Here is a 14,107-nt window from a genome sequence, read left to right on the forward strand (position 1 = left end):
TGGGGAGTTATTGAAGAAAGTGAAAGAAATATGTATCAAGTATTATTAACCACTCTTTTGATTTTATCTGTTATTATTGTCGCGGTGATTTTTATCCAGCCTGCAAAAAACCAGTCCAGCAATGTGTTTGATTCAGGAACTGGGGCGCTTTTTGAGCGTAGTAAGGCGCGTGGCTTCGAGGCTGTGATGCAGCGTTTGACGGCTATCCTTGTCTTCCTCTGGATGCTGGTTGCCATCGGTTTGGTCATCATTTCAAGTAGATAAAAAAAGACTGGGACTTGTTCTTGGTCTATTTTTTTAGTGAAGGAAAATGAAAAAAGAAATTATTACCTATATAGAAGAAGTAGGTCCAGTTACCATGGACCAGCTTGCGGATCAGCTTGGCACTCGGTCTGCCAAGGAGTTTACAGACTTAGTTAAAATCATCTCCAGCATGGAGGCGCGTCGTCAGTTGGTGTTTGACAACCAGGGCAAGATTAGCCTGCCACTGGTTACCAAAGAGAGGAAACGTCCAACCTTGCAGGGTATTTTTCGCGCCCATAAAAATGGCTTTGGTTTTGTGACCATAGACGAGGAAGAAGAAGATCTCTTTGTTAGTCGCGATGACGTGAATTATGCCATCGAAGGGGATCGGGTAGAAATTGTCATCAAAAAAGTAGGAGACAAACTACGTGGAACGGCTGCTGAAGCTCAGGTTATTGACATATTGGACCATGCCCTAAAAACTGCTGTGGGACTGATTGTGGTAGATGAAGACAAGCCAGAGTACGCTGGCTACATTCGCTCAAAAAATCAAAAAATCAGCCAGAAAATCTACGTCAAAAAGTCACCTCTGGTTTTGCAGGGAACAGAAATCCTCAAGGTAGATATTGAAGCCTACCCTTCTAAAAAACGCGATTACTTTATAGCGACCATTCGCGATGTGGTCGGACATAAAGATGACGTGGGCATCGATGTGTTAGAAGTCTTGGAATCCATGGAGATTGGCTCAGAATTTCCGAAAGATGTCTTGGCAGAAGCAGAGCAGGTAGCTGAGTTTCCTGCTCCGAAAGACTATGAGGGACGGCTGGATCTCAGAGATTCCATCACTTTTACCATTGATGGCGCTGATGCCAAGGACTTGGACGATGCCGTTCACATCAAGCAACTGGATAATGGAAACTTGGAGTTAGGGGTTCATATTGCGGACGTATCCTACTACGTCAAGGAAGGTTCAGCCCTTGACAGGGAAGCCCTGCATCGCGGTACTTCTGTCTATGTGACAGACCGCGTGGTACCTATGCTGCCAGAACGCCTATCCAACGGCATCTGTTCTTTGAACCCCCATCTGGATCGGCTGACCCAGTCGGCGATTATGGAAATTGACCCAAAAGGCAAGGTTGTGAACTACTGGCTTGGTCAAACTGTTATCAAAACAACCTTCCGAATGACCTACTCCGATGTCAATGACATGATTGCTGGAGATGAGGAGAAGCTGCATACCTATCAGGCGATTGCCCCAAGTATTTCCTTGATGGTGAAGCTGCATACAACTTTAGAAGCTATGCGCTTGCGCCGAGGAGCCCTCAATTTTGATACCCATGAAGCCAAGATCCTTGTCAACAAGGAAGGCTTGCCAGTGGATATTGTTCTCCGTCAGAGAGGCATTGCTGAGCGGATGATTGAATCTTTCATGCTGGCTGCTAATGAATGCGTTGCGGAACATTTTGCTAGGTTGGATTTACCCTTTATTTATCGGATTCATGAGGAGCCAAAGGTGGATAAGATTCAGAAGTTTATCGACTATGCTTCTACCTTTGGACTGCCTATCTACGGTACCGCCCACTCGATGCGGCAGGAAGCCTTACAGGACATCATGGAGCGAATTAAGGATGAGCCTTATGCAGATGTCTTGAATATGATGCTTTTGCGCTCCATGCAGCAGGCTCGTTATTCGGAGCACAACCATGGTCACTATGGTTTGGGAGCTCAGTATTATACCCACTTTACTAGCCCGATTCGGCGCTATCCTGATCTCTTAGTTCATCGTCTTTTGCGTGAATATGGACAGGTCAGCCAAGAAAAGGTGGAACACTTCAAGAAAACCATTCCAGATATTGCCACTTGGTCGTCTAGCATGGAGCGCCGTGCGGTAGATGCCGAGCGAGCCGTAGAAGCTATGAAGAAGGCCGAGTATATGCAGGAGTTTGTCGGTCAGGAATTTGAAGGCTTGGTGTCTAGCGTGGTAAAATTTGGTCTTTTTGTGGAACTGCCCAATACGGTTGAAGGCTTGATTCATATTACCAATTTACCCGAATTTTACCGCTACAACGAGCGCAATCTGACCTTGCAGGGAGAGAAATCAGGCCGTATCTTCCGCGTCGGCCAGTCCATCCGCATTAAGCTGGTTCGAGCGGATAAGGCAACCGGTGAAATTGATTTTGTTCATGTGCCATCTGATGTAGACGAAATCGGAAGAAGTTCTCAATCGCAACGCCGAACCAAGAGCCATTCCAATCGGGATCGCGATGACCGCTCCGGTCGTGGTCGCGGCAAGAACCATAAAAAAGAAGAGCAGCGTGACAACACGCAGGGGAAATCCAAGAAACAAAAGAAAAAGAAACCCTTCTATAAGGAAGTGGCCAAACAAGTCAAGAAGAAAAAGAAAAGGAGATAAGTATGGCAAAGGGTGAGGGCAAGGTCCTTGCACAGAATAAGAAGGCTCGGCATGACTATACCATCGTTGATACGGTGGAAGCGGGTCTGGTTTTGACAGGAACCGAAATCAAGTCTATCCGTGCGGGCCGCATCAACCTCAAAGATGGCTTTGCTCAAATTAAAAAGGGTGAAGCTTGGCTCCTCAATGTCCATATTGCCCCCTACGATGAGGGCAATATCTGGAATCAGGATCCGACCAGAACGCGCAAACTCTTGCTCCGTAAGAAGCAAATCCAATCTCTGGCTAATGAAGTCAAAGGAACAGGAATGACGCTAGTTCCCCTCAAGGTCTATCTCAAGGATGGTTTTGCCAAGGTTTTGATTGGCCTTGCGAAGGGGAAACACGACTACGACAAGCGAGAGTCTATCAAGCGCAGGGAGCAGGATCGCGATATTAAGCGAACCATGAAGGCTATCAACAGTCGCTAAGAAGTCTATATAGGCTTCTTTTTTATGGAGGTAAGCTAGCTCCTCTCCTCGTTCTCAAATTGAATCGACGATGGTAGGAGGCTATAAAGAAATGGCAGTTGAATTTTAGTTGCAATTCTAACTACATTTCAATAGAATGAAGAGAGAAAGTATGTGGAGGAAGTTCATGACAAATTTAGTAGCCTACAAACGGATGCCTATCTGGAATCAGGAAACGGTGCCCAAGCATTTTCTGACCAAGCACAATACCCAGGTTGGAACGTGGGCAAAAATCAAGGTTTTGAAAGGTCAGCTCAAATTTGAGCCGATCTCAGATGACAATGAGATTTTGGGTGAGTTTTGTTATGAGCCGACAGACGATGTTCCGTTGGTAGAGCCGCAGGCCTGGCATCGGGTGACCTTATTGACAGAAGATACAGAGTTTTTCTTGGAGTTTTTCTGCCGGCCAGAGGATTATTTTGCCAAGAAGTATGGTTTTAGTCGGACGCATTCGGAAGTTTTGGAGGCCTTAGATAGGATTGAACCCTGCAAGGTACTGGATTTAGGCTGTGGCAATGGCCGCAACGCTCTCTTTTTAGCGCAACAGGGATTTGATGTAACGGCTGTTGACAAGGATATTCCAAGTTTAGAAACTCTTTTACAGGTTCGGGATTTGGAAGACTTGGATGTCAAGGCTGGTGTATACGACATCAACTCTGCCAGCTTGGAGCAGGAATATGACTGGATTATTTCGACAGTGGTCTTCATGTTTTTGGAGAAAGAGAAGGTGTCCGCCATTATTCGCAATATGCAGGAGCAGACACGACCGGGTGGCTATCATCTGATTGTGGCGGCTATGGACACCGAGCATCACCCTTGTCCTATTCCCTTCTCTTTTACCTTTAAAGAGGGAGAATTGGTGGCCTACTACGACGATTGGGAACTGATAAAATACAATGAAAATCTTGGTCAGCTCCATAAACGAGATGAAAATGGGCAATTTTTGCAGCTGCAATTTGCGACAATCTTGGCTCGAAAAAAATAAAAGAAATATCAGGAAAACGCTTGCAAGTCGAGCGTTTTTTCGTTACAATAAAGGGGCAAATGGGAAAAGTACTAAACAGGAGTTCAGAAAGGAGAAAGTCTATGAAAAAGACTTTTATTCGGTTAGCGGCGCTAGTTGTGTTGCTATCTTTGCTTCCCTTCCAATCGGCTCAGGCCTGTGCGGCTTTCATCATTGGTAAGGGCTTGACAACGGATGGTTCCGTTCTCTTTGGACGGACAGAGGACTACCCGTACCCCCCTACTAACGGAGCTCACAATAAGAACTATATTGTGAACCCCGCTAGAGATTACGCCAGCGGAGAGTTGCTGGTAGATGAAACCTTTGGTTTCACTATCGAGCATTTGGCGCATGAATACAAGTATACCTCTACTCCAGATGCGGCGCGTGGCGATGGCTCAAATGGAAACTATGGCGCTCACGGTTTCAATGAGCATGGTGTTTCCATGACCGCTACGGTTACAGCTATTCCAAATAATAAGGTCTTGGCTATTGACCCCCTTGTCACTTCTGGCGGCTTGGGTGAGCCAATTCTGATTGACTATGTTTTGCCACGAGTAAAAACAGCACGAGAAGGAATCGAGTTGGTAGCCAAAACGATTGATGAAAAGGGTTCTGCCGAAGGCAACATCATCATGATTGCAGATAAGAATGAACTCTGGTATATGGAAATTCTCTCAGGTCATCAATATGTTGCCATTAAATTCCCAGAAGACAAGTATGCTGTCTTTGCCAACACCTATTACCTAGGTCACGTTGACTTTACAGATACAGAAAACGTTATTGCCTCAAAAGATGTTGAAAAAGTAGCCAAAGATGCCAACAATTATGTTGAAATCGACGGCAAATTCCACATTGCTAAATCCTATGGACCAGAAAACTACGCAGAAGGTGACCGTTCGCGTACTTATGCAGGGATTACCCTCCTAGACCCGCAAACCTCAGTTACCTACGAGGACAGCGTTTATGACCTCCTGCGCTCACCAACCGATCCAAACAAGCGTTACAGCCTGCAGGATGTCTTTGCCTTCCAACGCAACCGCTTTGAACACCTGCCACAATTTCTGCCAGATGACCTGATTGGTAAAATTAAGCAGGGCGATGATGGTTCTCAGGATCAACCAGCGGATGTTACTTACAAATACCCTCTGGGTAACGAAAACGTTATTGATGCCCATGTTTACCAAATCAAGGATAGCCTGCCTTCTGCCTTCGGTGGGATTGTCTGGTTGGGATTGGGTCAAACCCGCAATACACCGTATGTGCCATTCTACGGTATTGTGACAGATACCTATGATGCCTTCAAGAACCGTAGCGCAACCTACGACACCAACTCTTGGTATTGGACTGTTCAAAACATTGACAAGATGGCGATTAACAATCCAGATGTCTTTGGTAGAAGCATTTTGGAAAAATGGCAAGCCCTAGAAGAAGAATGGATTGCGAACCAAGCTTATCTTGATAGCCAATATGCAGGCCTGTCAGAAGAAGCTGCCATCGGTTTGGCAGATCCAATCACCAATGACACACTGGCTCGTTCTGAAAAAATCTTCCAGCAACTCAAGGCCGTAGAAGCGGAAATGATTGCTAAGCTCAAAGAAGTAGAAGATGCTAAGAACAATCCAGTTACCAGCCTGACAGATACTGCGACAGGTGTTACAGTAGCCAATCCGCATCTAGCTGGCTTGGAGCTATCTGTTACCAAACTAGATAGTGTCAAAGCTCTCGAAGGCCAAGACCATGAAGCCTATGATATTCGCCTTGCTAAAGCTTCTAACAAGGAAGCTGTTACACAGGTAGAACCTACAACAGTTACCCTTCCAGTGAAGGCACTTGATCAAGTGGATAAGGTTTACTATGTCAACGAAGCAGGGGAATTGCAAGCACTTGACTTTACAGGCGATGCAGAGAAGAAAACCGTAAGTTTTGTAACCAACCACTTCTCCATTTACGCAGTTGCCTATAAAGCAGCTCCAGTTCCACCAACTACAACAGAAACAACAACGACCACAGCACCAACTACAACAGCAGGGGGAACAACCACTACGAAACAAAACCCTACCACGACAGTTGAAACACCAACCACCACTACTGATAATAAGGGTGGCGGAAAGAAATTCTTGCCAAGCACTGGTGAGCAAATCAGCCTTGTTCTGATTGGTCTTGGAGTAATCGGCTTAGTAGCAGCCTTCTTCATCCTTCGATCTAAAAAGAGAGATGAAAAATAAGTCTAAATGACGAGAGAGAAGTTCGCTTCTCTCTTTTTAGAATAAATTTGTTTACAAATGTAGTCAAAAAAGCTATAATGATTACAAATGTAGACGAGAAGGAGAAGCTATGAGAAAAGAAAGTTATCGAGTAGCAGGAATGACCTGTGCTTCCTGCGCCATGGCAATCGAAAAAGCCATCGGTAAAATGGACGGTGTGACAGAAGTAACGGTCAATCTAGCGACAGAAGAAGCAAGTCTTGTTTTTGATGAAAGCAAGGTGAGTGAAGAGATGATTGCCCAAGCAGTGACAAAGGCCGGGTATGAACTGGTGGAAGAAAGAGTGGAGGAAAGGTATAGTATCGAAGGAATGACCTGTGCTTCCTGTGCCATGGCAGTCGAAAAAGCCATCAGCAAATTGGCAGGTGTTAAGCAGGCCAGTGTCAATCTGGCCACAGAAACACTTTGGCTTGTTTACGATCAAAAGCAACTGAACTCAGGACAAGTGATAGCAGCCGTAGAAAAGGCTGGCTACCACGCTCTAGTCCAAGAAGTGAGCTTGCCTGCAGAAAGTCAGGAAGAGAAAAAAGTCCAGCATATCAAAGAACTATGGCAACGGTTTGTCTGGTCTGCTGTCTTTACTCTGCCTCTCCTTTATATCGCGATGGGACCTATGCTGCCTTTTGGCGGTCTGCCCTTGCCAGGTTTTCTTCACCAGCCAGTCAACTTTGCTCTGGTGCAACTCTTTTTGGTCTTACCAGTCGTTTACTTGGGGCGCTCATTTTACCAGACAGGTTTTCGCACGCTTTTTCAGGGGCATCCCAATATGGACTCGCTGATTGCCATAGGAACTAGTGCGGCGCTCTTACAAGGCCTTGTGATGACCTACCTCTTGCTAACAAATCAAGTTGACTTGGGTCACGGTGGCCATCCAGAATTGTATTTTGAGTCGGCAGCAGTGATTCTCGCCCTGATTACCCTAGGCAAGTATATGGAGGCTGTTTCTAAGGGAAAAACCTCAGAGGCCATCAAGCACTTGCTCAATCTGGCACCTAAAACAGCCCGTGTCCTTCGCTCAGGTCAGGAAATGGAAATTCCTCTGGAGCAGGTTCGAGTAGGGGATAGTATCTTGGTGCGACCAGGAGAAAAAATTCCTGTTGATGGAGAAATCACAGAAGGCAGCTCCACAGTGGATGAGTCCATGTTAACAGGGGAAAGCCTTCCTGTTGCCAAGACAGTTGGAGATATGGTCGTCGGTGCTTCGATCAATAAAAACGGATCGTTTCGCTTTACAGCCACTAAGGTAGGTCAAGATACGACGCTGGCACAAATCGTCAAACTTGTCGAAGAGGCCCAAGGCTCCAAGGCCCCTATTGCCCAACTTGCAGACCGAGTATCTGCGGTCTTTGTACCAGTCGTCATGACCTTGGCAGCCCTTTCTGGACTAGCCTGGTGGCTGCTGGGGCAGGAGTCATGGATTTTTGCACTTTCCATTACCATTTCTGTCCTCGTCATCGCCTGCCCTTGTGCCCTCGGACTTGCCACACCAACTGCTATTATGGTGGGAACTGGTAAAGGGGCAGAAAACGGCCTCCTCTTTAAATCAGGCCCTGCTCTTGAGGGCTTGGAGAAGGTGGACACGATTGTATTTGATAAGACAGGCACCATTACTCAAGGACAGCCCCTTGTGACGGACGTGCTTCTTTTTGCAGATGCGACAGAAGAAGAAATTCTCCAATTGGCGGCCAGTGCAGAGCAGTTTTCAGAACATCCCCTAGGTCAAGCCATACTTGACTCGTGCAAACAAGCGGATCTCCCCCTGCTTGCAGCCAGTGATTTTCAGGCTCTTCCAGGGCGAGGGATTCTGGTGACCATAGCAGAGCAGACTGTTCGTTTGGGCAATGCCAAGCTGATGAAGGAAGCAGGACTTGCATTCAGTCAGGCAGAAGCTGCCGCCCGGACCTTAGCTGCTCAAGGCAAAACCCCGATTTTTCTTGCCAGAAATCATCAGTGCTTAGGCCTAATTGCAGTGGCTGACCCGATTAAGGAAACCAGTCGCTCAGCCATCAAGGCCCTGCACAAAATGGGCTTGCGTTTAGTCATGTTGACCGGTGATAATCAGACTACCGCTCAGGCCATCGCGGAACAGGTTGGTCTAGATCAAGTCATCAGCGAGGTGCTGCCTGAAGACAAGGCCCGTCAAGTTAAAAAACTCCAAGAAGCAGGCCAGAAAGTAGCCATGGTTGGCGATGGCATCAACGATGCTCCAGCTCTGGCTCAGGCAGACGTTGGACTGGCTATCGGTTCAGGAACAGATGTTGCAATTGAATCAGCCGATGTAGTCCTGATGCGCAGTGACCTCATGGACGTGCCGCGAGCAGTTGGCCTTAGTCAAGCAACCATGCGGACCATTAAGCAAAACCTCTTCTGGGCCTTTGCTTACAATATATTAGGTATTCCGATTGCGATGGGCCTTCTGTATCTGCTAGGTGGCAGCCTTCTCAATCCCATGTTTGCAGGAGCGGCCATGAGCCTCAGTTCTGTATCTGTTGTACTGAACGCTCTGAGATTAAAGAGAGCCAAGGTGTGATGGGAAAATAATCACAAGCCTTCTGTTGGCATTTCTATCTCAAAACGCTTACAATGTAGGTAGCATAAAAAAGGAGATTGCAATGACAACATTTATCGGAAAAGAGGTGACCTTGATTGGCCCTCGTTTGCAAGTGGGAGATCAAGCCCCAAACTTTATCCTGACGGCCAATGACTTGAGTGTAAAAAGTCTCAAGGATTTTGGCAGAAAGAAAAAGGTCATCAGCGTCGTGCCATCTATTGACACAGGCATCTGTGATAGCCAGACCCGCCGTTTCAATCAGGAATTGACGGCCGACCAAGACACAGTTGTTATTACGGTTTCCGTTGACCTGCCCTTTGCTCAAAAACGTTGGTGTGCGGCAGCAGGACTAGAAGGAGCAGAAACCCTATCTGACTATTATGACCATGCCTTTGGCAAGGCCTACGGCCTGCTCATGCGGGAATGGAACCTGTTAGCCCGGGCTGTTTTTGTCCTAGACGCAGCCAATCGCATTACTTATTTAGAATACTTGGACAATGTAAATGAACATCCAAACTATGAAGCTGCCCTTGAGGCGGTAAGACAACTCTAGGATGTCGGTAACGAAAAGAGGTTGGACACTGCGTTCAGCCTCTTTTCGTTTCTGAAAGAAAAAGTTTCAAGGGCAAAAGCCGTTGCCGTCCATTGCTCGGCCCTACTCAAAGCTGCACCTCTACTCATCCTAGATGAAGCGACGTCATCAGTGGATACGCGGATAGAGGAGCTACTGCAAAAGGCTATGGTGGGGGCTCCTTCATCATTGCCCACCGCCTCTCACCATCAAGAATGCAGATTTGATTTTGGTCATGAAGGAAGGCAATATCATCGAGCAGGGAAATCATGATGAATTGATGAAACAACAAGGTTTCTATGCCGATCTCTATAACTCTCAATTTGTGGAAGACGAGGACGAAGCTGGCTAAAAAAGTAGAAAAACAACAGATGAATCTGGGGTTCCATCTAGAATCCTAAGGATATTTATGGTAAAATAGACAGTGACAAGAATACCTTATTCAAAAAATATCTGAGGAGGTGAGGGGTATGCTTCTTCAAGAAGCTCAACGGTTGATAGACCATCTTCAGCAGTGTTTTCAGGCCATGCCCAAAAAGGGAACAGGAGATGAACTGGCCTTTCAAGAGGCACTAGCATCCACCCTTTCTCTTTTGGCAAGACAGACAGACTGTACCAATACGGTTTTGATAGGTTTAGAGAAGTTTTACCAGCGATCCAGTTTTTTGATTGGCTTGACCAGTCTGGATTTGGATGAGTCCACCTATCAGGCCTTTAGGCAATATGATTACTTTCATACGGCAACTGTAAAACCAGAATTGGCCTTGTATGGGCCGACAGTCCTGTTCTAGTTTGGAGGTGTTCAATCATGATGTTCTTAGATCCAAAGGGAAAGGAAGTTGAGGTTTGGGAGATTGGTTCTGAGCCACAACCTGATTGGGTGCGAGAAGCTTTTGCCATTCAAGCCTTTCAATGGCTGGATGACAATTTGCGCATCCTCATGCCCATTCTTCAGCGAAACTGGCTTTTCAAGGGCGATTGTTGGGGCTACGGCATCTACCAGATTGGTAAGAAGGGGGATGTCATTGATCGAACCAACGGCAAACTATTATCGCAACGCGCCTTTCAAACCAAATATACTGTTAAATAGAAACAGAGTTGCTTTGCTTCGCAGTTATATAACACCCGCTTTAGGGTGTTTTTAAGTCTTTTTTTGATAGTATGATATAATGAAGGCACTTACAGAAGGGGAGTAAGCACATGACAAAATCTATTTATGGGCCCTATGGGGATTACCTGCCAGCGATTATTGAGGATTTGAGCCAGCGGATTCATCTGGCCAATCAGACCTGCAAGCAGGAAACGGGCTTCAAGCTTTTTGAGCATTTTATCGCCCGTGTAAAAACACCTGAGTCAATGGCAGACAAGTGTCAACGCAAGGGGCTGCCCCTGACAGCTCAATCAGCCCTAAAGGGGATTCGAGATGCAATTGGTCTTCGTATCATCTGCGGATTCGTTGATGACATCTATAAAACAGTGCAGGTGATAAAGGAATTGGAAGGGGTGTCGGTATACAATGAAAAGGACTTTGTTTTTCAGGCTAAGCCCAATGGTTACCGCAGTTACCACTTGATTGTAGAAATTGAAACGCCCTATGAGGATTGTCTAGGCAATCAGCCTGGGACCTATTTTGCGGAAATCCAAATCCGTACCATCGCGATGGACTCTTGGGCAAGTCTGGAACACCAGATGAAATACAAACAGGACATCAAGAACCCTGAGCGGCTGGTCAAGGAATTAAAACGGTGTGCAGATGAGCTGGCTTCCTGTGATTTGAGTATGCAAACCATCCGAAATTTGATAGCAGAAAGTGGTGAGTAGATGACCTTGAAAATACTATTAGCAGAAGATGAAGAACAGCTTTCCCGTGTCTATGCCGCAGCCCTAACCCACAAGGGGTTTGAGGTAACTCAGGCCTTCAATGGACAAGAAGCCGTTGACTGCGCTCGCAATCAGGTTTTTGATGTCATGATTTTGGACATTATGATGCCTGAAAAGACAGGTTTGGAAGCTCTCCGTGAAATCCGTTCGGCTGGGAATCGAACCCATGCCATTATGCTGACAGCCATGGCAGAGCTAGAAGATAAGGTGACAGGTCTTGATGCAGGAGCAGATGACTACCTGACAAAGCCTATTTCTCTCAAGGAATTATTGGCTCGGATGGACTCACTCAGCCGTCGCCTCAATCAGTTTAGCGGGCAAATTCTGGAGGTGGGTTCGGTCAAGTTGGATGTGTTCCAGCAGGAGATTTCCGTAAAAAACGCAATACGGTTGGCAGGTAAGGAGACCAAGCTGATGGAATTTTTCATCCTCAATAAAGATAAGCCCCTGTCTACTCAGGAAATCTTTAACCATGTTTGGGGCCGGGATAAGGAAGGAGATGTTGATCTGGGCTATGTCTACATCTACGTTTCCTATCTGCGGCAAAAACTTCGGGCCATTCATGCCGACATCGAAATCATCGGTGAAGACGGAGGGGACTATTGTTTGGTAGAGGTAGGTGATTGATTATGCTTCGTAAAATTCGTCTACAATTTATCCTCATTGCCTCAGTGGCGGTAACGGTTATCTTGATTGCCTTTGCTGGCGTTCTCAACTCTGCCCGCTACATTCAGAACAATAGTGAGATTGAACTGATTTTGAACCTTCTTTCTGAGAATGATGGGCAGCTGCCTGCTGGTTCTGAACTAGCCAAGGCCTTGACGGGCAGCCATCTGACTGTCAATCGGGCAGAACACCTTAGTTATTTTAGTTATGTGCTGGATGGGGAGGGCGCTATTCTCTCCAGTGATATGACCCGCAATCAGTCCTTGACAGAGGAAGGTCTGAATGACTTCAAGGAAGCGCTAGAGTCAGCTGAATCATCCAGCATCATCTACTACGATGGTCGCTATTATGCCCACAGGGAAACGACTGCCACAGCTTCAAACAGCTTGGTTGTGGTTTTGGACATTAGTCATTACATTGACGAGCGAACTGAGCTGTTTGAAACCTCCTTCCAAATGTCGGCTTACAGTCTCATCTTCTTTGTCGTTGTTGTCTTTATCTTTTCAGGTTGGGCCATCAAGCCTTATGTAGAAAACGCGGAAAATCAGAAACGGTTCATCACCAATGCTGGCCATGAATTAAAGACCCCCTTAGCCATTATTTCAGCCAATACAGAAATGCAAGAGTTACTGGATGGGGAAACAGAGTGGAGTCGGTCAACAAAGGCCCAGGTTCAGCGTTTAACAGGGCTTATCAATCAGATGGTCACCTTAGCCAAATTGGAAGAACAACCAGATGTAGCCTTATCAGAATTAGACTTTTCTCGCATTGTGCAGGATGCGGCAGAAGACTTTAAGGCAGCCCTTATCAAAGATGGGAAGGCGTTTGAGTTGGACGTAGCACCGGATGTCCTCGTCAAGGGTGAGGAAAAGTCGCTCTTTGAGTTGGTAACCATTCTGGTAGACAACGCGACCAAGTACTGTGACCCTGAAGGGAAGGTGACCGTTCGTCTGTCAAAAACTCCCTTGAAAAAAGCAAATCTTGAAGTGGCCAACACCTACCAAGCTGGAAAGGGAATTGATTACAGTCGTTTCTTTGACCGTTTTTACCGCGAAGACAGCTCCCATAACAGCCGAGTGTCCGGCTATGGCATTGGTCTGTCGATGGCCCAGTCTATGGTTCGACTTTTTAGAGGAAAAATTTCCGTTCACTACAAAGACGATACAATCACCTTCAAGGTTGTGTTGTAAAGAAGGGGTCAAAATGACCAATTGATTACACTTAGCGAGTCAGTCCGCCTGACTCGTTTTTGTATATAGTTTTGATTTAAAGAGTACACCCCCTGCTACACTAGTAAAGCAAGGAGGAAAACAGTGAAGAACATCATTAAGCACTACCAAACCCAAGGAAACATCACCATCGGCTACGCCCGCGTCAGCTCCGCTGATAATCGCCAGGAGCTGGGGCTAACTGTCCAAAAGGAGGCCCTCAGCTTCTGCGACAGACTCTACATCGAAAAAGAATCAGGAGGCAACCAAGAACGGCCATAGTTACAAAGAGCGCTAACGCTCGCCAAGGCCTGCGCCAACCAAGGCATAGAAACCAGCCTAGTCGTCTATAAGCTAGACCGCCTGACCAGAAAAATGCTTCACCTCTCCGCCCTCATCGCAGACCTGACCAGTCATCACATCCGCCTCCAATCCCTTCACGAACAGATTGAAACGGATTCCCTGACAGGTAGGTTCTTCTGCCTCATGCTGGGCTATGTGGCAGAATGGGAGCTTCAAGCTATTTCAGACCGCACCAAGGACGGACTGCGCAAGGCCAGAGAACGCGGAGTCAGACTGGGTAACAAGGGCCTGCCCAAAACCAAGCAAAGGCAGATTATTCGCTCCTATCTCAAGCAAGAAATGCCCATCCGAGAGATGGCCGACCAGTTCCATATTTCCACCGCCACCATTTACAGCGTTCTAAGGCGCAACAATATCCGAATAAACCGCAAAATGAACCTAAAAATGGTTGACAAAAGTTGGAAAAAATAGTAAATTAAAAACGTAAAATTG

General features: G+C 46.5%; 12 protein-coding genes and 2 pseudogenes. All 14 read left to right on the forward strand.

Going from position 1 to position 14,107, the window contains the following annotated elements; genetic code table 11:
• Positions 1-30: 30 nt before the first annotated feature.
• The 14 genes and pseudogenes from secG to INT76_RS10390 all read left to right on the forward strand — a co-directional run bounded on the left by secG (position 31) and on the right by INT76_RS10390 (position 14,086).
• Positions 31-264, forward strand: a complete 234-nt coding sequence (gene secG / locus INT76_RS10325) for a preprotein translocase subunit SecG (protein ID WP_212570536.1) — start codon at positions 31-33, stop codon at positions 262-264.
• Positions 265-310: 46 nt separating this feature from the next.
• A complete protein-coding gene (rnr, locus tag INT76_RS10330; protein WP_212570537.1) occupies positions 311-2,656 on the forward strand; it encodes a ribonuclease R in 2,346 nt (781 codons plus the stop codon).
• A gap of 2 nt (positions 2,657-2,658) precedes the next feature.
• Complete coding sequence (smpB, locus tag INT76_RS10335; RefSeq protein WP_212570540.1) at positions 2,659-3,126, forward strand: SsrA-binding protein SmpB; 468 nt, start codon at positions 2,659-2,661, stop codon at positions 3,124-3,126.
• A gap of 166 nt (positions 3,127-3,292) precedes the next feature.
• Positions 3,293-4,150: an SAM-dependent methyltransferase TehB gene (gene tehB / locus INT76_RS10340; RefSeq protein WP_212570542.1), complete on the forward strand. Its 858-nt coding sequence runs from the start codon at positions 3,293-3,295 to the stop codon at positions 4,148-4,150.
• A gap of 101 nt (positions 4,151-4,251) precedes the next feature.
• Positions 4,252-6,396, forward strand: a complete 2,145-nt coding sequence (locus tag INT76_RS10345) for a C69 family dipeptidase (protein ID WP_212570544.1) — start codon at positions 4,252-4,254, stop codon at positions 6,394-6,396.
• A gap of 109 nt (positions 6,397-6,505) precedes the next feature.
• The gene (locus tag INT76_RS10350) at positions 6,506-8,965 is read left to right on the forward strand and encodes a heavy metal translocating P-type ATPase (RefSeq protein ID WP_212570546.1); all 2,460 of its coding nucleotides are present in this window, start codon (positions 6,506-6,508) and stop codon (positions 8,963-8,965) included.
• A gap of 82 nt (positions 8,966-9,047) precedes the next feature.
• Positions 9,048-9,539: a thiol peroxidase gene (tpx, locus tag INT76_RS10355; protein WP_212570548.1), complete on the forward strand. Its 492-nt coding sequence runs from the start codon at positions 9,048-9,050 to the stop codon at positions 9,537-9,539.
• Between the two features lie 70 nt (positions 9,540-9,609).
• Positions 9,610-9,909, forward strand: a pseudogene (locus INT76_RS10360) (ABC transporter ATP-binding protein); the annotation flags it as partial.
• 118 nt (positions 9,910-10,027) lie between these two features.
• On the forward strand, positions 10,028-10,348 hold the full coding sequence (locus INT76_RS10365) for a helicase BlpT (RefSeq protein ID WP_212570550.1): 321 nt from the start codon (positions 10,028-10,030) through the stop codon (positions 10,346-10,348).
• Between the two features lie 17 nt (positions 10,349-10,365).
• Positions 10,366-10,647 carry a hypothetical protein gene (locus tag INT76_RS10370; RefSeq protein ID WP_249116154.1) on the forward strand — a complete coding sequence of 94 codons (282 nt, stop codon included), beginning with the start codon at positions 10,366-10,368 and terminating at the stop codon, positions 10,645-10,647.
• A 110-nt stretch (positions 10,648-10,757) separates the two neighbouring features.
• Positions 10,758-11,378, forward strand: a complete 621-nt coding sequence (locus tag INT76_RS10375; RefSeq protein WP_212570552.1) for a GTP pyrophosphokinase — start codon at positions 10,758-10,760, stop codon at positions 11,376-11,378.
• Positions 11,379-12,065 (forward strand): response regulator transcription factor, encoded by a 687-nt coding sequence (locus tag INT76_RS10380; protein ID WP_212570554.1) that lies wholly within the window; start codon positions 11,379-11,381, stop codon positions 12,063-12,065.
• A 2-nt stretch (positions 12,066-12,067) separates the two neighbouring features.
• Complete coding sequence (locus tag INT76_RS10385; protein ID WP_212570556.1) at positions 12,068-13,294, forward strand: sensor histidine kinase; 1,227 nt, start codon at positions 12,068-12,070, stop codon at positions 13,292-13,294.
• 123 nt (positions 13,295-13,417) lie between these two features.
• Positions 13,418-14,086 (forward strand): annotated as a pseudogene (locus INT76_RS10390) (recombinase family protein).
• Positions 14,087-14,107 lie beyond the last annotated feature (21 nt).

The organism is Streptococcus oriscaviae (genome assembly GCF_018137985.1).
Classification (GTDB): domain Bacteria; phylum Bacillota; class Bacilli; order Lactobacillales; family Streptococcaceae; genus Streptococcus; species Streptococcus oriscaviae.